This is a genomic window from Thioalkalivibrio sp. ALE25 (genome assembly GCF_000377285.1).
Taxonomy (GTDB): Bacteria; Pseudomonadota; Gammaproteobacteria; order Ectothiorhodospirales; family Ectothiorhodospiraceae; genus Thioalkalivibrio.
Genome location: NZ_KB897934.1, coordinates 26169 through 50690, shown reverse-complemented (window position 1 = coordinate 50690; position 24522 = coordinate 26169). Strand labels below are relative to the sequence as shown.

Here is a 24522-nt window from a genome sequence, read left to right as displayed (position 1 = left end):
CCTTCCTTCAGCGCCTGCTGATGCGGTTCGCGGCGCGAACCGCATCCCGCAGAGCGTTGCATTCCCGACAGGCCATCAGTACACGCGCTCCTTCGGCGGGAACGAGGCCACGGTGTTCGGCTGGGTGCGCACCGGCTTGTAGTCGAGGCTGTCGTCCGCCAGCGAGTACAGGCTGTGCTTGAGCCAGTGCTGGTCGTCGCGCTCGGGGAAGTCGATGCGCGAATGTGCCCCGCGGCTCTCCTCGCGCCCCAGCGCGGAGCGGATGGTCGCGATCGCGCAGTCCATCAGGTTCTCCAGCTCCATCGCCTCCACCCGTGCGGTGTTGAAGGTGGCCGAGTGGTCCGCGATCACCGCATGGTTCAGGCGTTCGCGCAGGGCGCGGACCTTTTCCACCCCCTCGCGCATCACCTCGTCGCTGCGGAATACCGAGCAGTGGTCCTCCATCACCTTGCGCAGTTCGCGCTTGAGCGGTTCGACCTGCTCGGCGGAGCCGTCGCCCGGGTCCTTGCGATCCCAGCGCGTCAGTCGCGCCATCGCCTGATCCACGGCCGTCTCGTCCAGCGGCCGGTGGTAGCGGTTCTCGGCCAGGTACTCGAGGATGTGGTTCGCGGCCGCGCGCCCGAACACCAGGATATCCAGCAGCGAGTTACCGCCCAGGCGGTTGGCGCCATGCACCGAGACACAGGCGGCCTCCCCGGCCGCGTACAGCCCCGGCACCGGGTCCTCCGGGGTGTCCTTGACCGGCGCCACCACCTGGCCAAAGCGGTTGGTCGGGATCCCGCCCATGCTGTAGTGACAGGTCGGAAAGATCGGGATCGGCGCCTCGATCGGATCCACCCCGAGGAAGGTAATGCTCGTCTCGCGGATGCCCGGCAGACGCTGCATGATCGTGTCCGCGCCCAGATGGCGCAGATCCAGCAGCACATGGTCCGCGTTGCGCCCGCAGCCGCGGCCCTCGCGCACCTCGGTGGCGATGGAGCGGCTGACCACGTCGCGCGAGGCCAGGTCCTTGGCCCGCGGGGCGTAGCGCTCCATAAAGCGCTCGCCCTCGGAGTTGATCAGGAACCCGCCCTCGCCGCGCGCGCCCTCGGTAATCAGCATGCCGCGCCCGGCGATCCCGGTCGGGTGGAACTGCACGAACTCCATGTCCTCCAGCGGCACCCCGGCGCGCAGGGCCATCGCCATGCCGTCGCCGGTATTGATCAGGGCGTTGGTGGTGGTGCGGAACAACTGCCCCGCCCCGCCGGTGGCGATCAGCGTGGTCTTCGCCTCGATCACGATCGGCTCGCCGGTCAGGATCTCGAAGGCCAGCACACCGAGCACGAAGCCCTGCTCGTCGCGCAGCAGGTCCACCGCGAAGTACTCGTCAAAAAAGTGCGTACGCGCGCGCAGGTTCTGCTGGTACAGCGAGTGCAGAATGGCGTGCCCGGTACGGTCGGCCGCCGCACAGGTGCGCGCCGCCTGGTCCTGACCGAAGTTCTGGCTCTGCCCGCCGAAGGCACGCTGGTAGATATTGCCGTTGTCCAGGCGCGAGAACGGCACGCCGAAGTGGTCCAGCTCGTAGACCACCTTGGGCGCGGCGCGGCACATGTATTCGATTGCGTCCTGATCGCCCAGGTAGTCCGACCCCTTCACGGTGTCGAACATGTGCCAGTGCCAGGAGTCCGGCAGCACGTTGGCCAGCGCGGCGTTCACCCCGCCCTGCGCGGCCACCGTGTGCGAGCGTGTGGGAAACACCTTGGAGACCACCGCGACCTGGGCATCGCCGTTGGACAGCTGCAGCGCGGCGCGCAGGCCCGCGCCGCCGGCGCCGATGATCAGGGCGTCGAATTTGCGCCGTGCCACGTTCATGCCAGTCCCTTCATGCAAGCCCCGCTCGAATCAGAATGAATAACGCCCACAGGCCCGTCAGGAGCAACCCGCCGCCACCGAGCACGAACACCACAAGCCGTGCACCGGGGGCGTGCACGTAGTCCATCGCCACGTCGCGCAGGCCGATCCACGCATGCAGCCAGAGCAGCAACACGAACACGGCTGTCAGCAGCCCCACCACCGGGTGTCCCATCACCGCCAGCCAGGCCGCATGGTCCGCCGGCGCGGCCAGCACGAAGAATCCCAGGGCGAGAATTACGTACACGCCCACATAGACCGCCGTGATGCGCTGCAGCAGCCAGGCGCGCTGTCCGCTCAACAACTTCACAGCACCAGCCCCAGCCAAACCAGCGCGGTGGCCAGAAGGCCGGCGTACAGCGCATCACGCGCCGTGCGCAGCGAGCCCTCGCGATCCTCCCCGATGCCGAATTCCATCAGCAGGTAGCGAATGCCGGCGAACAGGTGATGCAGCAGCCACCACAGCCCGAGCGCCAGCGCCGCCAGGCCGAGCGGATGGTGGATGATCGCGATCACCTGTGCGAAGCCCGCGGGGCTGGCCAGGGAGCGGTCCAGCAGCCAAAGCAGCACGGGAATCGACAGAATCAGGAAGACGCCGGTAATCCGGTGCAGAATGGAGACCACGGCATTCAGCGGCAGTCGGATCTTGCGCAAATCCAGAAAGACGGGACGTCCCTGCCGAGTCATGCCACCCCCTAGAACAAAGATAAAGAATCCAGGGCTGACACCCTGTGAAAGGTTCGTCTACTATCGAGCCGCTTGGTTCAGCTTACCACCTCAATCCAGTGCAGCGCTGCCTTTCCGGGCGTCCCGGCCACCGATGGCGAATCGGTCCGGCGGCGCGCGGCGACGAGCACTGCCACAGGAGAATCCCGATGCGCGAAGACTGGAAACACCACTTGATCGACGCCGGCGCCGAGTTCGAGGAGGACGACCTCCTGCACTACGGCAACCCGGAGCGCGAGCGCCGCATGGCCGTCAACGGCGAGGTGATCTGCGACCTCTCCCACCGCGGTCTGCTGGAGGTGCGCGGCGACGACGCCACCGACTTCCTGCAGGGGCAGTTCGGCAACGACATCCACGCGGTGGACGCCCAGCACAGCCAGCTCTCCAGCTACTCCAGCCCCAAGGGGCGGGCCTATGCCGTGTTCCGCGTGCTGCGCACGAAGGACGGCTACCTGCTCGAGATGCCGGCGGACCGGATCGAGCCGGTCGCCAAGCGCCTGCAGATGTTCGTGCTGCGCGCGAACGTGATCATCGAGCACGCCGGGGACTCCCGCATCCACTTCGGCTTTTCCGGACCGGATGCCGAGAAGGAGCTGACCAACGCTCTGGGCGTGTGTCCCGGCGCACCGGAAGAGGTGATCGAGAAGAATGGCGTGACCGTCGTCCGGGTACCCGGACTGCACCCGCGCTTCGAACTGTTCGGCGAGATCGACGCCATGCGCCGCGCCTGGGACAGCCTGAACGTCCACGCGGCCCCGGTGGGCCCGCGTGACTGGGCACTGCTGGACATCCTTGCCGGCGTCCCGACGGTGGTGGAGGAAACCACCGAGATGTTCGTCCCGCAGATGCTGAACCTGCACGCCCTCGGCGCGATCAGTTTCGAGAAGGGCTGCTACCCGGGGCAGGAGGTGGTGGCGCGCATGCACTACCTGGGCAAGCTCAAGCGGCGCATGTTCCGCCTGGCCATCCATACCCAGACCCCGCCGCAACCCGGCTCGCCGGTCTTTCGCGCGGACGGCAAGCCGGAGCAGTCGGATGGCGAGATCGTCGCGGCCGAACTCCACCCGGACGGGCTCTACTCCGCCCTTGCGGTCGTGCAGGTGGCCGCCGCGGAAGGCGAGCTGCGCTGGGGTGCCCCGGATGGTGCAACGGCCGAGGTGGTCGATCTCCCCTACGCCGTCCCGGAAGGAGCCTGACGCATGCGCTTCCTGTTCTTCTTTTTCGTCCTCATCCTGCTGGCGCTGTGGGCGGCCTTCTTCAGCCGCCCCAACAACCCCACGCTGTCCAACTGGCTCTACGTGCTGGCCGGTGTACTGGCCGTGCTGTTCCTGATCGGCTACCTGCGGCTCGACGGGGTCATATGAGCCCGCTTCGGGCCGGCCACGCCGGCCCGGTAGCGCATCACGACGCCAGGCGCGCCCGGGGATCCGCCACTGGTTTGCCCAGGCAGGTCTCCAGTTCGCGCGCCCGCCGCGCGTGCCGCCCCGACAGGGCGAAGCCGGCGAGCCGTCCGTCGGCGTGATATTCCAGGTGGCGCCCGTCCCCATCGGCGCTGATCTCCACCCATTCCCCGGTATCCACCGGCGGCGGGCAGACATTCAACGGCAGGCTCCCCGTCTTGACCTGCACGACACCGGCATCCGGTCGGTAGACCGTCGCCTCGCCCGACAGGGTCCGCGCCAGCGCCGTCGCCTGGCCACGCAGGGTCTCCACGTACGGGCGCAGCCGCCCCTCGAACTCGCAGCCATCACCCAGGGCGAAGATCGCCGGATCGGTCGTGCGCAACAGCGCATCCACCTCGATCCCGCGGTGACACGCCAGGCCCACGCGTTCGGCCAGCTCGCGCTGGGGCTCCAGGCCCAGCGCGGTGATCACCACCTCGGCCTCCAGTGTCGCTCCGTCATCCAGCACGAGGCGCCGTGTTGCATCCGTTACCGGTTCGATGCGCTCGACGGTGGCCTCGGTGTGCCACTGCACGCCATGATTCGCGAGTGCCTGCTGCAGGTCATCCCCCAGCGATTGGGGCAACAGCCCGGCCAGCGGCTGCGACGCACATTCGACGAGGTGCACGGGGTGGCCACCGGCCGCCAGGTCGTCCGCCAGTTCGCAGCCCACCAGACCTGCCCCGATGATGGCCACCCGGGTATGGGCAGGCGCGCCGCCACCGGCCTCCAGCGCCCCGCGCAGGGCCCGATAGTCCTCCAGCGTGTTCACGGCCAGGGGGGGCGCGGCGCCGCCCGGGAACGCCATCCTGCGCGGCCGGGCGCCAGTGGCCAGCACCAGCTGGCCGTACGGCACACCCCCGCGCGCTGTGATAAGGCGCTGCTGCGCACGGTGAATATCCAGCACCCGCACGAAGGGCATCAGGTCGATCCCGAGCCGCGCCGCCCGCGCCGATCCGGTCTCTTCGACCAGGTCCTCGACCGTGGTACCGCGCGCGAAGGCGTTGGAGATCCGCGGCTTGGTGTAGTAATCGCCCGAGTCGGCCGTCAGCAGGCGGATGGTCCGCCGCGGATCCCGCTCGCGCAGGGCCTCGGCCAGGGCCCAGCCGGCCATGCCGCCACCGACGATCACCACCGCATCCGGGTCGGCCATACCGCTCCCGGCACTCCAGGCCATCGCGGCGGCGCCCGCGTCCGCCGTTTCGGCGCGCGGTTCCAGCGCGGTGAAGTCGGCCTTGGTCACGTTGCAGTCGGGGCAGTACCAGTCGTCGGGGATATCCTCGAAGCGGGTCCCCGGCGCCAGGCCGGAATCCGGATCGCCCTTGGCCTCGTCGTAGATATAGCCGCAGACCTTGCAGATATAGCGCTTGAATGCGTCGGTTTCGGTACTCATCACGCGGCCTCCACGGCGTCGAGAATGGCCTGCAGTTTCGGGTCCAGTTCGGATCCGATGGCCTCCAGGTCGGGGTTGGCCCACGGCGCGAACACCTCCCGCGCGGAACGCGTGCTGATACGCAGGATGTCGCCATTACCGGACACATGGATACGCAACGGGATGTCGATGCCCGCAGGCTTGCAGGCCTCCCAGACACGCACCGCGTAGCTCGGGTGAAAGACCTCTAGGATCTGATCGGTCGGCACTTCGACCCCGATCTTCGCGGCGTTGGCCTGACCATTGATATGCGAGACCAGCTTCAGGCCCTGGGCATCGATCGCCGCCTTCAGGGTGTCGACGGCCGCCTCGGGATCCATTCGGGTAGTGATTTCCAGCATGGCGATTCCTTGATTCGGCCCGGGGCCCGGGGGCCCCGACCGTGGGTGGTGGTTTCAGTGCGCGTGGATGCGCGCAAGCTCCTTGCGCAGGTGCTTGATGGCCGGTGTCACGATGGCCACAAAGTACGACTCGCGCAGCTTGCGCTGGGCCGCCGCATCCGCCTTGTATCCGCGCGCCCCGCAGTGCAGCAGGGCCGACTGCGACGCGCGCAGGGACAGCTCGGACCCGGTCAGGCGCATCTGCAGCACGTCCGCGAAGAACCGCTCGGATTCGTCGAACGGCGTCTCGGCCAGCGCATAACAGGCCGCGCGCCCGTCCTCCAGGGCCTCTTCCAGTTCGCCGACCTGGTCGTCGAGATAGCCGTTTACGTGCGCCAGGGTCTCGTTGGCCTCGCGCATCGTGCGAAGGCAGCCGTCGATGAGCCCCAGCCCCATGCCCATCTGCAGCAGCACGAAGCCCGGACGGATCCGGCGGATGTACTCGGGGAGCGACTCGGCCAGCACGTGCGCATCGGGCACGAATACGCGGTCGAAGTGGCAACCGAAGGTGCGCGACCCCTCCAGGGCCGTGAACTCGGGGCAGGCCGTCAGGCTGAAACCGGGGTCGGCGCAGTTGATCAGTGCCATCACCGGGCGCGGGTTCGCGTCGGTGGTCCGGAAGATCGCGCCGAAGTAGTGATCCTCGCCCAGGTTGGACACCCAGGGCAGCGACCCGGAGACCACATAGCCCCCGTCCACGCGTTCGGCGGAGAGTTTCAGGTCCTCGATGTTGGCGAACCATTTCATCGGGTTGGACAGCGCGGTGGCGCCCAGCGCCTCGGCATTGGCCAGCTTCGGCAGCGCCTCGCGCTTGAGTGTGTCCGAGCTGCTGTTCTCCACGTACCAGGCGCAGGCGTTCTGGCACCAGGCCACGAACCCGGTGGTCATGCACTCGGCCGAGATCACCTCGGTGGCGCGGATCGCGCTGGCAATGTCGGTGGTGCCACTGGCGTTCTGGCTGGCCAGATGGCGATTGAAGGCGCCGAGGCGGCCAGCCTCGCGCAGAAAATCCTCGGGGTACAGGCCTTCGCGGTCGATACGGGCGGTCAGTGGCGCGAGGTCGCGTTCCACCAGCGCCTGCAGCGCGGCGTCGGCATCCGCCGGCCCTGCGGCCGGCGACACCCCCGTCACGTCTTGAGTGCGGGTTTCGAGCATTGGGTTTTACTCCCGTAAAGATCCAGTAACCGGTTCAGGCCAGCTCGACGCTGACGTTGACCGGGTTGCGCATGGTGTTGGCGACCGGCGACCAGAAGTCGGCATGCGCCACCAGGTCCTTGAGCTGCTCCTCGCTGGCATCGCCTTCCAGGTGCGCCTTCACGCGGATGTCGGAGAAACCGAGGTGCTTGTTGACGTCGGTGTCGCCCACGCCCCATACGGCGGTCACGTTGATATCCCCTTCCAGAGTGAGTTCGAGCTTGGTCAGCGTGATGCCGCGGTCGATCGCGTTGGCGTGCATGCCCACCGACAGGCAGGCGCCCAGGCTGGCGAGAACGGCCTCGGAGGGATTCGGCGCGGTGTCGTCACCGAGCAGGTGCGGCGGCTCGTCGATTACGTGGGCATCCAGATCGCGCACGTAGGTCAGGTTGCGGAACTTGCCCTCGCAGACCGTGGTGGCCTTCAGGGTCACGATGCTTTCGGGGTTGGCCTTGCCCTTGGCGGCCAGGCCGTTCAGGCCGTCCTGGTCGATCGGCTCCAGGCCGTTGACGGTCAGGGAGGTGGTGGCTTCGGCTACGGACATGGTGATACTCCTCGCAGTTGGGATTCGTGGTTCCCCGGCGTTCGACCGGGTCGCCCATCCCGGTGCAGAAGCCGTGCCAACATCGCGCACACCGCACCACAAGGCCGTTTTCGGGACGTCGCTCCGGAATCGCCCCGTCACCCGACGACCATTTAGTCCACTTTGTCCACCCGGAATCGGCCGCTTTGTCCGGATTGTCCATTGCGCATGCCCCGCGCCGGATCGCCCCGGCTTGCCGGCGCACCCACCCTGCCTCCCGGTATTTCGCGTCAGCACGCCGTTTCGAACCCGCCAACGATGAAAATCCCGGGGATCAGGACGGGTTTGGCACGTCCCTTGTAAGGAACCTTCGTGAACGCGCCGCCGAGGCGATCCGCCCGGCGGCTCATGAACGAAGGATCAAGAGGGACACGCCATGGGCGCCGCCATCTCCATCGACTACATCACCCATCACTATCCCGGGCAGGAAGCCCCCACGCTGAAGGACATCCAGGTCAACATCGCGCCGGGCGAGACCGTGGCCCTGATCGGCCAGAGTGGCTGCGGCAAGTCCACCCTGCTGCACATGCTCGCGGGGTTGCTGATGCCCAGCGATGGCTGCGTGCGCATCAACGGCCACCAGGTGATCAAGCCGAGTCCGCGCTGGAACATGATGTTTCAGAAGCCCTCGCTCTACCCCTGGATGACCGTGCGCAAGAACGCCTCGCTGGGCCTGATCTTCCAGGGCCGCAAGCGCGACATGCGCGAGCGCATCGACCAACTGCTGGAGACCGTCGGCCTGACCGACAAGGCCGAGGTCAACGTGCAGTCGCTCTCCGGCGGCCAGCAACAGCGTGTCGCCCTGGCGCGCAGCCTGGCCACCGACCCCGAGTTGCTGCTGCTCGATGAACCGTTCTCGGCTCTGGATGCCTTCACCCGGGTCGCCCTGCAGGACGAGGTCACCCGCCTGGCCCGCGAACGCGGCATCTCCGTGGTGTTCGTCACCCACGACATCGAGGAGGCCGTGGCCATGGCCGACCGCGTGCTGGTCATGGGCTCCAACCCCGGCACGATCACCGCCGAGCTGAGCATCGAAATCGACCACCCCCGCGACCGCAACAGCCAGGCCTTCGTCGACCGCAAGGCCGAACTGATGGGCTACTTCGGAGCCACTCGAAGCCCCAGCACCGCTCCGGAAGCCGCCGAGTCCGAGACCGCTTCGCCTGACACGGAAGACGAAAGCCAGGCGACCGAACCGACCACATCCGAATCCCGGGCACGCGTACGCGCTGCCTGATCCACCGCCGCCACTGCCCGACCCTGACCGAGGAACCACCACCATGTGCAACTGCGACAATCACCATGACATCGACCGCGAGCTGGACAGCCTGCTGGACCGCAGCTTTTCCCGTCGCAACTTCCTGCGCACCGCCGCCGTCGGCGGCCTGGCCGGCACCGGGCTGGCCCTGCCCGGCTCGCTGTTCGGTGCCGAACCGGGCAGCCTGGAGGAACCCGAGGGCGTCGTCCGTGACTTCGACGGCGTCGTGCGTATCGGTTACATCCCGATCACCGATGCCGCCGCGCTGCTGGTCGCCCACTCCGAGGGCTATTTCGAGGACGAAGGCCTGGAGGTCGCCGACCCGACCCTGATCCGCGGCTGGTCGCCGCTGATCGAGTCCTTCGCCGCCAACCGTTTCAACCTGGTGCATCTGCTCAAGCCGATCCCGCTGTGGATGCGCTACCAGAACGACTTTCCGGTCAAGATCATGTCCTGGGCCCACACCAACGGCTCTGCCGTGGTCACCGGGCGCCACGTCGACGTGCAGTCGTTCTCCGACCTGGGCGGCAAGAGCGTGGCCGTCCCCTACTGGTATTCGATGCACAACGTGGTCATGCAGATGGCCCTGCGCGACGCCGGCCTGACGCCGGTGATCCGCGACCAGGGCTCGGCGCTGGAGGCGCACGAGGTCAATCTGATGATCATGCCGCCGCCGGACATGCCGCCGGCCCTCGCCGCGCGCTCCATCGATGCCTACATCGTCGCCGAGCCGTTCAACGCGGCCGGCGAATTGCTGGCCCGCGGCAACGTGCTGCGCTTTACCGGCGACATCTGGAAGAACCATCCCTGCTGCGTGGTCTGCATGAATGAGCGCCTGACCGACCGCGAGCCGGAGTGGACGCAGAAGGTCATGAATGCCGTGGTCCGCGCCCAGGGCACCATCCAGGAGGACAAGAAGAGCATCGCCACAATGCTCTCGCGTGACGGCAAGGGCTACCTGCCTATGCCCGCCAACGTGGTGGAACGCGCGATGACGAACTACCACGACGACAGCACCTACGCCGACAGCGGCGCGATCCGTCACCCCGAATGGGAGAACGGCCGCATCGACTTCTCGCCCTGGCCGTATCCGTCCGCGACGAAAATGCTGGTGGGCGCGATGAACGAGACCCTGGTCGGTGGCGACACCACCTTCCTTGAAGGCCTGGACCCGGACTTCGTGAAGGATGACCTGGTGAACTACGACTTCGTGCGCAAGGCGATGGAGACCCACACCGCGTGGCAGGGTGCCCCGGGTGTGGACATGGATTCGCCGTTCGCCCGCGAGGAGGTGGTGGTCCTATGAACCGCGAAGCCACGCTCTCCGTCGACCCCACAACCGTGGAACGGCTGATGCCGCTTCTGCGGTTCGCCGACCGCGCCCGCCGGGCCCTGCAATACCCGGCACTTGGGATCGCCGGCCTGTTCGCCCTGTGGTACTGGGGCGGCTGGGCCATCGCCAACAACGAGGACACGATGGCCTTTGCCAGCTTCGCCCCCGGGCCGACGCTGGCGGCGTTCTGGGACCTTGTCGTCTCCGGCAACGTCTGGAAGCCGATCGAGTCCAGCCTGTACCGCGTGGGCTGGGGTCTGGCCTATGCGATCGCCATCGGCGTCCCGCTGGGGGTAATGATCGGCTACTTCCTGACCCTGAAGCAGGTCACCCATGTGCCGTTCCAGTTCCTGCGCATGATCTCGCCGCTGGCCTGGATGCCGATCGCGGTGCTGGCCTTCGCCACCTGGGACGCGGCCATCATCTTCCTGATCGCCATTGCCGCCGTCTGGCCCATCACCTATGCCACCGCGCACGGGGTACAGCGCATCGACCCGATGTGGCTGAAGGTGGGCAACAACCTGGGGGCCAACCCGTACCACACCCTGCGCTACATCGTGATGCCCGCGATCGCCCAGGATGTGTTTGCCGGGATCCGCCTGGCCGTGGGGGTCGCCTGGATCGTGCTGGTCCCGGCGGAGTACCTCGGCGTCACCTCGGGGCTGGGCTACGCGATCAACGATGCCCGCGACACCCTGGAGTACGACAAACTGGCCGCCTTCGTGCTGGTCATCGGCATCATCGGCTACATGCTGGACGCCATCTGCGTGCGCCTGATCAAGCGCAGCAGCTACCACGCCGAGGGATAATCCCCACAAGCGGGACCCCATGGGCCCGGCCACCCCGGCCGGGCTCTTTCCCCCATCGGGCTAGGCGCGTGCAAGCCAACGGTGCGCCGCCCCGCCCCGTCACGAGGCACCGGCACCAAAACGGACCACCCCGCTACTGCGCCAACCCTTTACAAGCCGCCATGGGCGCACTGGCAGGGTTTCTGCATATCCCCACCCATGGCCTCGCAACACGCATCCGATTCGACCCCGCCCGACCTCGCCACGCGGGAGCAGGAGATCACCCTGCTGCTGGAGGTCGCCAAGCTCATGGGCCGCTCCGGCGACCCGGACGCCGCGATCTACCGCATCCTCGGGATGATGTCGCAGCTGCTGGGCCTCAACCGCGGCCGTGTGCTGCTGCCGGACCCGAACAGCGGACAGCTACGCATCCGCCACGCCTACGGCCTGACCGACGCCGAGCGCGACCGCGGCAGCTACAGCCTGGGCGAAGGCGTCACCGGGCGCGTGATGAAGACCGGCCAGATCGCCCTGATCCAGGACATCGACAACGAGCCCGAATATCTCGCGCGCGCCATCGACCGCTCCACCCTGCCGCAGGAGACCGTCGCCTATATCGCCGTCCCCATCGTGCAGGACGAACACGCCATCGGCGTCCTCGGAGTGCATCGCCTGCGCCGCCGCTCGCGCCAGTTCCAGGACGACCTGAACCTGCTGCGGGTGGTCGCCAGCATGATCGGCCAGGTCCTGCGTATCCATCAGCTCATCGCCGAACGCACCGCCGAACTGGTGTCCGAGAATCGCTACCTGAAGAGTGCCCTGGACACCCAGGGCGGGCAGTACGGCATCCTCGGCGAGAGCCCGGCCCTGCGCCATGTCCTGAAACAGGTCCACCGCATCGCGGACACCCAGGCCACCGTGCTCGTCACCGGGGCCTCCGGCACCGGGAAGGAAAAGATCGCGCGCATGATCCACCGGATCAGCCAGCGCAGCGCCAAGCCATTCATCTCCATCAACTGCGCCGCGATCCCGGCCGATCTGCTGGAATCCGAACTGTTCGGCCACGAAAAGGGCGCCTTCACCGGTGCCTCCAGCGCCAAGACCGGCAAGATCGCCCTGGCCGACGGCGGCACGCTGTTCCTGGACGAGATCGGCGACATGCCGGAGGCATTGCAATCGAAGATCCTGCGTGTGCTGCAGGAGCGCGTGGTCCAGCCGATCGGCGGTTCGCGCGATATCCCGGTGGACGTGCGCATCATCGCCGCGACCCACCAGAACCTGCAGGCCGCGGTGAATGCCGGGGAGTTCCGGCTCGACCTGTTCTACCGCCTGAACGTGATCCCGCTGCACATGCCGGCGCTGCGCGACCGCGCCAGCGACATCCGCCTGCTCACCCGTCATTTCCTCGACCGCTACACCCACCTGCACGGCTGGAACGTGGTCGTGGATGACGGCGTCCTGGAGCGTCTGGAGGCCTTCGACTGGCCGGGCAATATCCGGCAACTGGAAAACGTACTCGAGCGGGCCGTGCTGCTGTCCACCGACGGCCGCATCGGCACACCGCTGATTGACGAGATCCTCCACGAGGAGTCCCGCATCAGTCCGTTCGAGCGTGAGCCCCTGGGCTCGCACACCGAGCCCTCGTCGGCAGCGCCCCGCGAAGCCGCGCCGGCGCCCCCTTACGGCGCAGACTGCACCAGCGCGGTGCGCCCCTACCAGCGTGTGCACGCCTCCGAGGCAGAGCGCCTGGCGCGGGCGATCGAGCGGGCGCGCGGGAACAAGACCCGCGCCGCCCTGGAACTCGGGCTGACCCCGCGTCAGCTGCGCTACCGCCTGAAAAAGCTCGGCATCGAAACGACTTAGCGCCGCCCCCGGCGCCAATGGACGATTCGTCGGCATTGCCCGAAATGACGTCAAAGTGTCGGCCGGTCGCGCCCCTGCGGGGGCCCCGCGGCAACCGTTTCCAGCCGTTGGCATGGCACCTGCAAAGACTCTCGACATGCGCGGCAAAGATGCCCGCATCGATTCGAGCCACGAGGAGAGCCGACCATGCCGACCAAGAGTCTTCACGATCCCTTTGACGCCAATGCCGACCTGCGCCATGGCTCCAGCTGCCGCCACGGCCATACCAGCCCCGGGAGCTGCAGTTGCTTCGACACCGCGTCCCCGGACCTGGAAGAAAAACTGGAGCACCGCGCCACCCATGACCCCGTGCAGGCCGACGCCCACCAGACTGGCGAGGACCTGAGCGACGAGGGCATGATCGACCGCGCCGTGGAAAGCGCCATCGTCCGCGGCATGTTCGGCCACAACGAGATCAACCGTCGCCGCTTCCTGCAGATGCTGGGCGGCGGCACCGTGGCCGCGGCCCTGGGTTCCATCCTGCCGCTGGAGAAGGTGAAGGCCGCGATCAAGGACGGCGGGCCGCTGGAGAAGACCAAACTGCGCGTCGGCTTCGTGCCGATCACCTGCGCCACCCCGATCATCATGGCCCACCCGATGGGCTTCTACGAGCGCCACGGCCTCGACGTGGACGTGATCAAGACCGCCGGCTGGGCCGTCGCCCGCGACATGTCGCTGTCGGGTGAATACGACGCCTCGCACATGCTCTCGCCGATGCCGCTGTCCATGACGCTGGGCTCGGGCTCCTCGCGCGAGCACTACATCATGCCGGCGGTCGAGAACATCAACGGCCAGGCCATCACCCTGCACAACAAGCACAAGGACAAGCGTGACCCGAAGGACTGGAAGGGCTTCACCTTCGCCGTGCCCTTCGAGTACTCCATGCACAACTTCCTGCTGCGCTACCTGGTCGCCGAGCACGGGCTGGACCCGGATCGCGATATCAGCATCCGCGTCGTCCCGCCGCCGGAGATGGTGGCCAACCTGCGCGCCGAGAACGTCGACGGCTACCTGGCCCCCGACCCGTTCAACCAGCGCGCGGTCTGGGACGGCATCGGCTTCATTCACATGCTGACCAAGGATATCTGGGATGGGCACCCGTGCTGCGCGTTCGCCTGCTCCGCGGCCTGGGCCGACGAGCATCCCAACACCTTCGGGGCCCTGTTCCGCTCGCTGATCGAGGCCACCCAGTACAGCTCGGACATCAACAACCGCGCCGAGATCGCCGAGGCCATCTCCCCGCGCGCTTACCTCAACCAGCCGCAATCGGTGGTCGAACAGGTGCTCACCGGTCGCTACGCCGACGGCCTGGGCAACGTGCAGAACGACCCGCACCGGATCGACTTCGACCCCTTTCCCTGGCACTCGATGGCGACCTGGATCCTCACCCAGATGAAGCGCTGGGGGTACGTGGATCGAGACTTCGACTACAACCGCCTGGCCGAAGACGTCTTCCTGGCCAGCGAATGTGCCGAGGTGATGACCGAGCTGGGCTACGAGGCCCCCAGCGACACGTACAAGAACTTCGAGATCATGGGCAAGGTGTTCGACTACACCGACCCGGAAGGCTATCTCGACAGCTTCGAAATCCGCAGGAGCTAAGCCATGTTGAGCAATCTCAACTTCCGGGCGACCGTCCTGTCGCTGGTGATGCTCGTGGTCTTCCTGGGTGTGTGGCAGCTCGCCACCGCCCCGGAGGTCCTCGCGCCTCAGCAGGGCGAGCTGAGCGAATACGAACGTCTGACCGGTGGCGGTGCTCAGCAGAGTTCGGGCAGCGGCATTCCGGCCCCAACGCAGGTGTTCAGCCACGCCTTCAGCGAACTGAGCAACCCGTTCTACGACGCGGGCCCGAACGACAAGGGCATCGGGATCCAGCTGGCCTACTCGATCTACCGGGTCCTGCTGGGCTTTGCGCTGGCCGCGCTGATCGCCATCCCGCTCGGCTTCGTGATCGGCATGTCGCCACTATTGAACAAGGCGTTCGATCCCTACATCCAGATCCTCAAGCCGATCTCGCCGCTCGCCTGGATGCCGCTCGCCCTGTTCGTGATCCGCGATTCCAACATGTCGGCGATCTTCGTGATCTTCATCTGCTCGATCTGGCCGATGCTGGTCAACACGGCCTACGGCGTCGCCTCGGTGCGCAATGACTGGCTGAACGTGGCGAAGACCCACGAGCTATCCAACCTGCGGACGGCCTTCACGGTGATCCTGCCCGCCGCGGCCCCGACCATCCTGACCGGCATGCGCATCTCCATCGGCATTGCCTGGCTGGTCATCGTCGCCGCCGAGATGCTCGTGGGCGGCACCGGCATCGGCTACTACATCTGGAACGAGTGGAACAACCTCGATCTCGCCAGCGTGATCTTCGCGATCATCATGATCGGCATTGTCGGCTTCCTGCTGGATGCCTCCCTCGCCCAGGCCACCAAACTCGTGCGCTACGCCGACTGAGTCGGCGCAGCCCAACCAGGAGTACAACCATGAGCAAGGGATTCCTCGAAATCGAGAACCTGAGCCAGCGTTTCCCGCAGCCCGACTCGAACGACCTGATGACGGTGTTCGAGGGGGTCGACCTGGACATCGAAAAGGGCGAATTCGTCTGCCTGATCGGTCACTCCGGCTGCGGCAAGTCCACCATCCTCAACGTGCTCGCCGGCCTGGCCACCCCCACCGACGGCAACGTGATCATGGACAACAAGGAGATCAAGGGCCCGAGCCTCGACCAGGGCGTGATCTTCCAGAACCACAGCCTGCTGCCCTGGCTGTCGGCCCGCGACAACGTGATGTTCGCGGTGCGCGCCCGCTGGCCGCACTGGAGCAAGGCCAAGCGCCGCGAACACGCGGAGAAGTATCTGCACATGGTGGGCCTGGATCATGCGATGGACCGCAAGCCCGCTCAGCTCTCCGGGGGCATGCGCCAGCGCGTCGGGATTGCCCGCGCCTTTGCCATTGAACCCAAGCTGCTGCTGATGGACGAGCCGTTCGGGGCCCTGGACGCCCTGACCCGCGGCGTCATCCAGGAAGAACTCCTGAAGATCTGGTCGGAGACCCACCAGACCGTGTTCATGATCACCCACGACGTGGACGAGGCGATCCTGCTGGCCGACCGCGTGCTGCTGATGACCAACGGTCCGCATGCCCAGGTCGCCGAGTCGGTCAAGATCGACATCCCGCGCCCGCGGAAACGGGCCACCCTGCATCAGGAGGAGGCCTACTACCCGATCCGCAACCACCTGGTGGACTTCCTGGTGGACGGCGCCAAGGCGATGTCCGCGAAGGCGCAGGAGGCGGCCGCCCGCGGCGAAAATCCGCGCCACCGTCCGCGCATCGTCAACCCGGCCCGGCCCGAGGCCGATCCCGAACCCGGCCCGCGCATGGTCCGCGCGGTCTGAACCCTTTCCTCTATCCCTTTCAAGGAGCACACGATGAGTCTCAGCAAGAGCGCCATGACCACCACCATCCTCGAGGCGAAAGAGAACCGCGGCACCACCTGGGCCGCGATCGCCGAGGCCACCGGGTTGCACGAGGTCTATGTGACCTCCGCCTGCTACGGCATGAATCACCTGGAGAGCGACCAGGCCGACAAACTGGCCACTTTCCTGGGGCTTGGCCCGGAAGTCGCCCAGGCCCTGCAGGTCTTCCCGCACAAGGACTGGGACAAGACCATCCCGACCGACCCGGTGCTCTACCGCTTCTACGAGGCCATCAACGTCTACGGCGACACCATGAAGGCCCTGATCCACGAGAAGTTCGGCGACGGCATCATGAGCGCGATCGACTTCACCATGGACATCGACAAGGTCGAGGACCCCAAGGGCGACCGCGTCAAAATCACCTGGAACGGCAAGTTCCTGCCCTACAAGAGCTGGTAGTCCACCCCTCCGGTCACGCGGCGGCGACCTTGCTTGCCGCGTGACCGCCCCTCATCCACAGGCCGGTCAAGTACGGCCCTCCAGCCGGGAGCGTGTACGGCAAGTCCCTTCTCATAGTAGGCTCTTGCCGATGCGCCTCCGGTCCCCCCTCGTCCGTCTGCTGATCCTGCTGTCCGCGCTGTCCTGCGCCGCGCCGGCGATGGCCGGAGATCATGACGGTGCCGAGGTGTACACCATTGGCGTGCTGGCCTTCCTCGACGCCGGCCAGACCGCTGCCCAGTGGCAGCCCACCGCCGACTACCTGAGCGCGCAGATCGACTCGGCCGAATTCCGTATCCAGGCCCTGAACTACCCGGAGCTGAATCGGGCCGTCGCCGCGCGCGACATCGATTTCGTCCTGACCAACACCGGACATTACGTACGCCTGGAGGCCGGACAGGGCATTACCCGCCTGGCCACCCTGATCGCCGAGGAACAGGGCCAGCCTATCCGCCAGTTCGGCGGGACCATCCTGGTGCGTGACGACCGCGCGGATCTTCAGTCCCTGGACGACCTGAGAGGCCAGCGACTGCTCGCCGTGGACGCGGACTCGCTGGGCGGCTGGCTGGCGGGCCACGAGGCGCTGCGTAACGCGGGCGTGGAGCCACAGGACGATCTCGCCGCCCTTGAATTCACCGGCATGCCACACCACCGCGTGATCGAGGGGCTGCTCGCCGGAGACGCCGATGCCGGCATCGTGCGCACCGGCGTACTGGAGGGCCAGCTCCGGGCCGACACCCTCGCCCCGGGGGCACTGCGCGTCCTGGAACCCCGGGAGACCGCGGAGTTCCCGTTCGCCCACTCCACCCGCCTGTATCCGGAATGGCCCTTCTCGCGCCTGGAACACACGCCGGATCCGCTAGCGGAGGCGGTGAGCATCGCCCTGCTGAGCCTGCCGTCCGACCATCCCGCGGTGCGCGCCGGCGGCTACCACGGCTGGTCGGCGCCGTTGTCCTATGCCTCGGTTCACACCCTGCTGGAAGAACTCGGCCGTCCGCCCTACGACCGTCCGGTGGTGGTCGACCTGCGCGCCTACTGGGAGGCCCGACCCGAGGTCCTGCTGGGGTTCCTGGCGGGCCTGTTGCTGCTGAGCGGCCTCGCCGCGCTTTATTACCGGCGTCTCACCACCCGGCTGTCGCTGGAGGTCGAGCAGCGCCGGGCGGCCGAAGCGCGCCTGCGCACGCACGAGGCGGAACTGGCCTACCAGGCCGGACACGATCCGCTCACCGGCCTGCCCAACCGCACGCTGCTGCAGGAGTGCCTGCACGATGCCATGCAGCAGGCCCGTGAGGCGAACGGATGCCTGGCCATCCTGTTCGTCGATCTCGACCGCTTCAAGACCGTCAACGACAGCCTGGGTCACCGGGTCGGCGATGCCCTGCTGCAAATCCTCGGCGAGCGCCTGAAGACGCGTTTCGAAGCGCGCACCATCGCGCGCATCGGCGGCGACGAGTTCGTTGTGATCATCGAAGACGCGGCCGATCACCGGGAACTCGAGGCGCGCGCCCGCCAGTTGCTGGCGCTGATCGCGGAACCCTTCGCCGTCGGGGGCTGGAGCGACCTCCAGGTGGGCGCAAGCATTGGCATCGCCCTGTATCCCGACGACGCCACCGAGGCCGGCGAACTGATCACTCAGGCCGACGCCGCGATGTACGAGGCCAAGGACGCGGGACGCAATACCTTCCGCTTCTACCGCACCGCCCTAACCGATGCGGCCAGCCAGCGCCTGGAGATCGAGAACCGCCTGCGCCGCGCGCTGGCACAGGGCGAACTGGAGGTGTACTACCAGCCCCAGATCCAGATGACATCCGGCGTGATCACCGGCATCGAGGCCCTGGTTCGCTGGCGCGACCCGGAACACGGCCTGGTCACGCCGGACGTGTTCATCCCACTGGCCGAGGAGACCGGGCTCATTGTGGATGTCGGCGCGTTCGTCCTGCGCGAGGCGTGTCGTCAGGTCGTTGACTGGGACCGGGCCGGACTGCCGCCGCTGGAGATCTCGGTCAACCTGTCGGCCCGCCAGGTCGCCGCACCGGGCCTGCTTCACCAGGTCCGACAGGTCCTGCAGGAAACCGGTCTCCCGGCCCGACGCCTGACCCTCGAGCTGACCGAAAGCACGCTGATGGAACAGGCCGAGACGACCCGCGGCACCCTGCAACAGCTCAAGCAACTGGGCGTGGCACTGGCCATCGACGATTTCGGCACGGGCTATTCGTCGCTGGCCTACCTGAAGGAATTCGCCATCGACATCCTGAAGATCGACCAGACCTTCGTGCGCGACCTGCCCGAGGATCGCAGCGACGCCGAACTGGCCGTGACCATCATCGGCATGGCGCACAACCTCGGGCTGGATGTTCTCGCCGAGGGGGTGGAAAACGCCGCGCAACTCGGCTTTCTCGCCACCCAGGGCTGCGATGCCTGGCAGGGCTACCTGTGCAGCCACCCCCTGCCGGCCGATGCCCTCGCCGCACTCGTGCGCCAGCACGAGCCCGAGCCCTTCGCCCGCCGGACCGCACCGCGCAGACGAACATTGCCCCGGCGCCACGCGGGCCCGTAACCCGCCCAAAAAGAAAAAGGCCTGCGAAAGCAGGCCTTTTTCAGGTGTTTGGTGGAGCGGAGGAGGATCGAACTCCCGACCTTCGCATTGCGAACGCGACGCTCTCCCAGCTGAGCTACCGCCCCAAACAGGACGCGCATTCTAGCAACTCCACCGGGTGGCGGGAAGACCCGTCGGTGCAACTTTCCTTTGCGCATATCGCCCGCGAAATCGCCTTTTCGAGCGACACGTCACGGAAGCCGGGGCTGGACTGGGTCTAGCATTGAGGCATGTCCGTCAGCCACCTCCAGCACCCAGGGAAACACGGATCCATGTACACGCTCGCGTTGGCACCCCAGGTTTTCCGAGACAAGGCGCGGTGCGCAGCCGGTAATGGTTCTACCGGCCCGTTTTTGATGGATGCGGGCCGCAACGCAGGATCGGGGAACCTGGGGTGCCAACCCCGAAGGGGCTCGGCCGCCCGTTGTGACCAAAAACGGGCGCGCGCACGGCGTTGCGGCGCCCTTGTGCAGAATGACTGCACGGCAGTCACCGCGCCTTGTTCGCACGCAAAAGCGACTCGAGCGCGTGCCTGTACATGGATCCGTGTTTCCCTAGGGGCGTCCGGCCTCGGCTCGCACTCCCCCAATCCAGCCGCGGGACGTCCCGCCGCCGGCTGGATATACTACCTCGCATGAGCTTGACCGTTCGCATCCTGGGCGCCAGTGGCGGGATCGGCCCGGGCCGGCGCACCACGTCGATCCTTATCGATGACGATGTCCTGATCGATGCCGGCAGCGGCGTTGGGGACCTGAGCCTGGACGAACTCCGCCGCATTCGCCACGTGTTCCTGACCCACTCGCATCTGGACCACATCGCCTTCCTCCCGATGCTGGCCGACATGGTCTACGGCCCGGATGCCGCACCCATTCATGTGCATGGACTGCCCGCCACGCTGAAGGCCCTGTGCGACCACGTGTTCAACTGGGTGATCTGGCCGGACTTCACCCGACTGCCCCGGCCCGACCAGCCCCTGATCCGGCTGGAGACCGTGCAGCCGGGGCAAACCGTCGCGGTGGAACAGCGCGAGATTTGCGTGCTGCCGGCGCGTCACACCGTTCCCGCGGTTGGCTACAGCGTCACCAATCACGACGGCGCGGCCTTCGCCTTCAGCGGCGACACCACCTCCTCGCACCAGCTCTGGCCGGCCCTGAATGCCCTGCCCAACCTCGACCTGCTGATGATCGAGACCGGTCTCCCGGACGAGATGGAGGGCATGGCCGACCTGGCCAAGCACTACACCCCGCAGCATCTGGGCGAGGATCTGGCCATGCTGGAACACCGCCCGCGTATCGCCATCACCCACCTCAAGCCCGGCCATGAGCAGGCGATCCGCAAGCAACTGGCCCGCTCCCCTCACCACGACGGCATGATCTTCCTGCACGGCGACGAGCGCTTCGTACTCGGCACCTGAAGGCGTGGCCACCAGTGCGCAGGCCAACGGGCCTCCAAACCCGCACCTTCGGGACCATCCACTATCCGCAGGTTCACATGTCTGTAACATCGCTGTTATCTAATGCCGACCAGGCAATCACGAGACGGGGCCATGGCCACTCGAATTCTGCTGGTGGAGGATGACACCGCCATTCGCGAAATGCTGCAGCTGCCGTTCCAGAAGGCGGGCTACGAGGTGCGCGAGGCCGGCGACGTGCGCAGCGCCAAGTCCCTGCTGCTGGAGGACCCGCCGGACCTGATCCTGCTGGACTGGATGCTGCCCGACATCAGCGGCATCGACTGGGCGCGCACCCTGAAGGCCAGCCCGGTCACCAAGGACATCCCGCTGATCATGCTGACCGCGCGCGGCGAAGAGGAAGACCGCGTGCGCGGCCTGGACGTCGGCGCCGACGACTACGTGACCAAGCCGTTCTCGCCGCGCGAGCTGGTCGCGCGCATGAAGGCGGTGCTGCGACGCACCTCGCCCACTACCAGCGAGGAACCGGTCGAGATCGAGGGCCTGCGCCTGGATCCGGTCTCGCACCGCATCACCGGCAATGGCGAACCCATCAGCATGGGCCCCACGGAATACAACCTTCTGCACTTCTTCATGACCCACCAGGACCGCGTGTTCAGCCGCGAACAGCTTCTGGACAAAGTCTGGGGCACCAACGTGTACGTCGAGGAACGCACGGTAGACGTACACATCCGCCGCCTGCGCAAGGCGCTGGCCGACACCGGCCATGATCACCTGGTGCAGACCGTGCGCGGTTCGGGGTACCGTTTCTCGCAACACCCCTGACCTTCGGCGGTCCCCGTGCAGCCCCGCAAGACCTGGCCCGACATCCTCATTACCAGCCTGCTGATCGCGCTGCCGATCCTGGCGCTTGGCTGGGCAACCGGCCAGTTCTGGCCCACGGTGGCCTTCCTGCTGGGCGCGGCCCTGGCCTGGAATATCGCCAACCTGCTGTGGCTGGAGACCTGGCTGCGCCGTGGCGGGCGCGCCGAGCCCCCCGATGTGCGTGGGCTCTGGGGCGTGATCTTCGATCAGCTCTACCGCCGCCGCAAACGCCACGAGAATCGGGTGCATCGGCTGCGCCAGCTCCTGGAACGCTACCGCGACTCGGCCCGCGCGATGCCCGACGCGGTCGTGGTCCTCAACGACGACCTGCGCATCGAGTGGATCAACGATATGGCTTGCCAGCTGCTCGGGCTCGAGTGGCCGCGTGACGAGGGCCAGCGCATCACCCACCTGCTGCGCCACCCGGAATTCCTCACCTTCATGGAACGCGCCCGCGAGTCGCTGGCGCGGGTCACCGTGCCGTCGCCGCTGGATGACGAGCGCCAGCTGGAGATGCGCATGCTCCCCTACGGCGATGCGCAGTACCTCCTCCTGGCGCGCGACACCACTCACCTGCACCGGCTGGAGGTGATGCGCCGCGACTTCATCGCGAATGTCTCGCACGAGCTGCGCACGCCGCTGACCGTGCTCTACGGCGTTACCGAGACACTGGAAGACGCACTGGAGGACCAGCCGGAACTGACCCGCTCGGTGCAGATGCTGCGCGAACAGTCGGAACGCATGAAGCTGCTGGTGGACGACCTGCTACTGCTCTCGCGCCTGGAAACCGGCGAAACCACCGGCCCGCAGGACTGGTTCAACCCGCTACCGATGCTGCAGAAACTGACCGAGGAGGCACGGCTGCTGTCGGGCACGGAGGCCCATCGGATCGTCCTTGACGCCGACCCCACGCTGGAATTCCGGGGGAATTCGGACGAGCTGCGTTCCGCCTGCGCGAACCTGATGTTCAATGCGGTCAAGTACACCCCCGGCGGGACCACAATCACCCTGAAATGGCGAGCCGATCCTGACGGTGCGCGCCTGATCGTCGACGACACCGGCCCCGGCATTGCCAGCCATCACCTCGGTCGGCTGACCGAACGCTTCTACCGGGTCGACGCCGGACGCACTCAGTCCCGCGGCGGCACCGGACTGGGGCTTGCCATCGTCAAGCACGTCCTTGCCCGCCACGACGGCCACCTCGCGATCGAGAGCCAGGTCGGCCAGGGCAGCCGCTTCACCTGCCTGTTCCCCCTGAGCCGCATTCGCCACGCCGAAGCCGCCGACCGATCCAGCCAGGAAGACCCGGCGGGGGCCTGACGAGCATCCACAAGGTTCCCGGTCCCGGGCCATCCGGACCGATTGCCGCGTCGCTGCGCTCCTCGCAATGACTGCTACAGCAACCCGTCATTGCGAGCGCAGCGAAGCAATCTACCGGGCATAGCCCGGGTCTGGCCGGACCCACATCCCCGATCGCCGCGCTGCCGCAGTGGCCCGCCACATGTCACACCGCTGTCATGTTGCCGTCACGCAACTGCAAGCAAGCCTCCCGATAATCCCGCATCAAGGACCGACCGATCGGCTCCGAACAAACCTCAAAGCAAGCACCAGGGAGTACACCCATGCTGTTCAAGCGCACGATTCTCGCCGCCGCCGCGGCTGCCGCCCTCGCCATTACCCCGGCGATGGCCGATGTCGACCCCAACCTGCCGGCCTATCAGGCAGTCAGCGGGATCTCCGGTAACCTGTCCAGCGAAGGCTCGGACACCCTGAACAACCTGATGGCGCTGTGGGCCGAGGAGTTCCAGGACTTCTACCCGAACGTCAACATCCAGATCCAGGGCGCCGGCACCTCCACTGCCCCGCCCGCCCTGACCGAAGGCACCGCCGACTTCGGCCCGATGTCCCGCCAGCCGCGCGACAGCGAGCAGGCCGCGTTCGAAGAGCGTCACGGCTACGAGATGACCCTGGTGCCGGTCGCCATCGACTCCATCGCGGTCTACGTCAACCGTGACAACCCGATCGAGGGCATGTCCATCGCCGACGTGGATGCGGTGTTCTCCTCGACTCGCCGCTGCGGCGGTGCCGAGGACATCACCCGCTGGGGCCAGCTGGGTCTGGAAGGCTCCTGGGCCAACCGCGACATCACCATCTACGGTCGTAACGCGGTCTCCGGTACCTACGGCTACTTCCGTCAGCACGCCCTGTGTGACGGCGACTTCAAGAACGCCGTGAACGAGCAGCCCGGTTCCGCCTCCGTGGTCCAGGGTGTCGCCGAGTCGCTGAACGGCATCGGCTACTCCGGCATTGGCTACCTGACCTCCGGCGTGCGCACCGTTGCCCTGGGCGAGAACGAAGGCGAATACTTCGAGCCGACCGCCGAGAACGCCGCCTCCGGTGACTACCCGCTGTCCCGCTTCCTGTACGTCGCGGTCAACAAGCACCCGGAAGACGGCCTCGCCCCGCGCCAGGCCGAGTTCCTGAAGATGGTGCTGTCCAAGGAGGGCCAGGAAGTGGTCGTGCGTGACGGCTTCGTGCCGCTGCCCGAGACCGTCGCCCAGCGCCAGCGCGAAGCCCTCGGCCTCGAGTAAACACCACCACAGGAGCCTGCCGGCGGGGCTTCACCCCCATGGCCGCTCCAACGCGATCATCGGCCGCGGCCGAGACCGCACAAGGCCCGGACACCGTCCGGGCCTTTTTTTTGTGCCGCCAACCCTTCCCATTGGCGTTCAAGCGGCTGTCACGTCGCTGTCACCTTTCTGTCACGAAGCGCCCGTAGCATGCACGCCAACTCAAGCCTTCCGCCTGC

Annotated in this window: 22 protein-coding genes and 1 tRNA gene; 15 read left to right on the top strand and 8 right to left on the bottom strand. The window is 67.0% G+C overall.

What is annotated here, in order from left to right:
* Positions 1-75: 75 nt before the first annotated feature.
* The 3 genes from sdhA to sdhC are packed head-to-tail and all read right to left on the bottom strand — an operon-like array spanning position 76 to position 2577.
* The gene (gene sdhA / locus C996_RS0110000; protein WP_018867306.1) at positions 76-1851 is read right to left on the bottom strand and encodes a succinate dehydrogenase flavoprotein subunit; all 1776 of its coding nucleotides are present in this window, start codon (positions 1849-1851) and stop codon (positions 76-78) included.
* 10 nt (positions 1852-1861) lie between these two features.
* Entirely contained in the window at positions 1862-2200 is a 339-nt protein-coding gene (gene sdhD / locus C996_RS0109995; RefSeq protein WP_018867305.1) for a succinate dehydrogenase, hydrophobic membrane anchor protein, read from the bottom strand.
* On the bottom strand, positions 2197-2577 hold the full coding sequence (sdhC, locus tag C996_RS0109990; protein WP_018867304.1) for a succinate dehydrogenase, cytochrome b556 subunit: 381 nt from the start codon (positions 2575-2577) through the stop codon (positions 2197-2199). Before sdhC ends, sdhD begins: the two co-directional genes overlap by 4 nt.
* A 188-nt stretch (positions 2578-2765) precedes the next feature.
* Here sdhC and C996_RS0109985 point away from each other — a divergent pair, with 188 nt between their 5' ends.
* Together C996_RS0109985 and C996_RS14665 are read left to right on the top strand one after the other, a co-directional pair.
* Positions 2766-3812 carry a folate-binding protein YgfZ gene (locus C996_RS0109985; protein WP_018867303.1) on the top strand — a complete coding sequence of 349 codons (1047 nt, stop codon included), beginning with the start codon at positions 2766-2768 and terminating at the stop codon, positions 3810-3812.
* A 3-nt stretch (positions 3813-3815) separates the two neighbouring features.
* The gene (locus tag C996_RS14665; protein ID WP_012983248.1) at positions 3816-3980 is read left to right on the top strand and encodes a hypothetical protein; all 165 of its coding nucleotides are present in this window, start codon (positions 3816-3818) and stop codon (positions 3978-3980) included.
* Positions 3981-4017: 37 nt separating this feature from the next.
* Here the strand turns inward: C996_RS14665 and C996_RS0109975 are convergent, their stop codons facing one another.
* Genes C996_RS0109975 through C996_RS0109960 form a run of 4 tightly spaced genes read right to left on the bottom strand, consistent with a single transcriptional unit; the run spans position 4018 to position 7608 of the window.
* Positions 4018-5451: an FAD-dependent oxidoreductase gene (locus tag C996_RS0109975; protein ID WP_018867302.1), complete on the bottom strand. Its 1434-nt coding sequence runs from the start codon at positions 5449-5451 to the stop codon at positions 4018-4020.
* Positions 5451-5831 (bottom strand): DUF302 domain-containing protein, encoded by a 381-nt coding sequence (locus tag C996_RS0109970; RefSeq protein WP_018867301.1) that lies wholly within the window; start codon positions 5829-5831, stop codon positions 5451-5453. The genes C996_RS0109975 and C996_RS0109970 overlap by 1 nt, the downstream gene beginning before the upstream one ends.
* Positions 5832-5885: 54 nt before the next feature.
* Positions 5886-7025 carry an acyl-CoA dehydrogenase family protein gene (locus C996_RS0109965; protein WP_018867300.1) on the bottom strand — a complete coding sequence of 380 codons (1140 nt, stop codon included), beginning with the start codon at positions 7023-7025 and terminating at the stop codon, positions 5886-5888.
* 34 nt (positions 7026-7059) lie between these two features.
* Positions 7060-7608: an OsmC family protein gene (locus C996_RS0109960; RefSeq protein WP_018867299.1), complete on the bottom strand. Its 549-nt coding sequence runs from the start codon at positions 7606-7608 to the stop codon at positions 7060-7062.
* A 415-nt stretch (positions 7609-8023) separates the two neighbouring features.
* Here C996_RS0109960 and C996_RS0109955 point away from each other — a divergent pair, with 415 nt between their 5' ends.
* From C996_RS0109955 to C996_RS0109915, 9 genes are all read left to right on the top strand, one after another.
* A complete protein-coding gene (locus C996_RS0109955; RefSeq protein ID WP_018867298.1) occupies positions 8024-8884 on the top strand; it encodes an ABC transporter ATP-binding protein in 861 nt (286 codons plus the stop codon).
* A 43-nt stretch (positions 8885-8927) separates the two neighbouring features.
* Positions 8928-10211: an ABC transporter substrate-binding protein gene (locus C996_RS0109950; RefSeq protein WP_018867297.1), complete on the top strand. Its 1284-nt coding sequence runs from the start codon at positions 8928-8930 to the stop codon at positions 10209-10211.
* Positions 10208-11047: an ABC transporter permease gene (locus tag C996_RS0109945; RefSeq protein WP_018867296.1), complete on the top strand. Its 840-nt coding sequence runs from the start codon at positions 10208-10210 to the stop codon at positions 11045-11047. The genes C996_RS0109950 and C996_RS0109945 overlap by 4 nt, the downstream gene beginning before the upstream one ends.
* Positions 11048-11245: 198 nt before the next feature.
* Positions 11246-12889, top strand: a complete 1644-nt coding sequence (locus C996_RS0109940) for a sigma-54-dependent Fis family transcriptional regulator (RefSeq protein ID WP_018867295.1) — start codon at positions 11246-11248, stop codon at positions 12887-12889.
* A 186-nt stretch (positions 12890-13075) separates the two neighbouring features.
* A complete protein-coding gene (locus C996_RS0109935; protein ID WP_018867294.1) occupies positions 13076-14530 on the top strand; it encodes an ABC transporter substrate-binding protein in 1455 nt (484 codons plus the stop codon).
* A gap of 3 nt (positions 14531-14533) precedes the next feature.
* Positions 14534-15382: a nitrate ABC transporter permease gene (gene ntrB, locus C996_RS0109930; protein ID WP_018867293.1), complete on the top strand. Its 849-nt coding sequence runs from the start codon at positions 14534-14536 to the stop codon at positions 15380-15382.
* A gap of 29 nt (positions 15383-15411) precedes the next feature.
* On the top strand, positions 15412-16323 hold the full coding sequence (locus C996_RS0109925; protein ID WP_018867292.1) for an ABC transporter ATP-binding protein: 912 nt from the start codon (positions 15412-15414) through the stop codon (positions 16321-16323).
* Between the two features lie 33 nt (positions 16324-16356).
* Complete coding sequence (cynS, locus tag C996_RS0109920) at positions 16357-16803, top strand: cyanase (RefSeq protein ID WP_018867291.1); 447 nt, start codon at positions 16357-16359, stop codon at positions 16801-16803.
* Between the two features lie 130 nt (positions 16804-16933).
* A complete protein-coding gene (locus C996_RS0109915; protein ID WP_018867290.1) occupies positions 16934-19399 on the top strand; it encodes an EAL domain-containing protein in 2466 nt (821 codons plus the stop codon).
* A 49-nt stretch (positions 19400-19448) separates the two neighbouring features.
* On the opposite strand, the gene C996_RS0109910 is transcribed toward C996_RS0109915, so the two are convergent.
* Positions 19449-19524: transfer RNA gene (locus C996_RS0109910), tRNA-Ala, on the bottom strand.
* Between the two features lie 548 nt (positions 19525-20072).
* Here C996_RS0109910 and C996_RS0109905 point away from each other — a divergent pair.
* The 4 genes from C996_RS0109905 (at position 20073) to C996_RS0109890 (ending at position 24304) form a co-directional block, all read left to right on the top strand.
* A complete protein-coding gene (locus C996_RS0109905; RefSeq protein ID WP_018867289.1) occupies positions 20073-20852 on the top strand; it encodes a 3',5'-cyclic-nucleotide phosphodiesterase in 780 nt (259 codons plus the stop codon).
* Positions 20853-20984: 132 nt separating this feature from the next.
* Positions 20985-21674 carry a phosphate regulon transcriptional regulator PhoB gene (gene phoB, locus C996_RS0109900; protein ID WP_018867288.1) on the top strand — a complete coding sequence of 230 codons (690 nt, stop codon included), beginning with the start codon at positions 20985-20987 and terminating at the stop codon, positions 21672-21674.
* Between the two features lie 15 nt (positions 21675-21689).
* Positions 21690-23033 (top strand): phosphate regulon sensor histidine kinase PhoR, encoded by a 1344-nt coding sequence (gene phoR / locus C996_RS0109895; RefSeq protein ID WP_018867287.1) that lies wholly within the window; start codon positions 21690-21692, stop codon positions 23031-23033.
* Between the two features lie 302 nt (positions 23034-23335).
* Positions 23336-24304 carry a PstS family phosphate ABC transporter substrate-binding protein gene (locus tag C996_RS0109890; RefSeq protein WP_018867286.1) on the top strand — a complete coding sequence of 323 codons (969 nt, stop codon included), beginning with the start codon at positions 23336-23338 and terminating at the stop codon, positions 24302-24304.
* Positions 24305-24522: the final 218 nt, after the last annotated feature.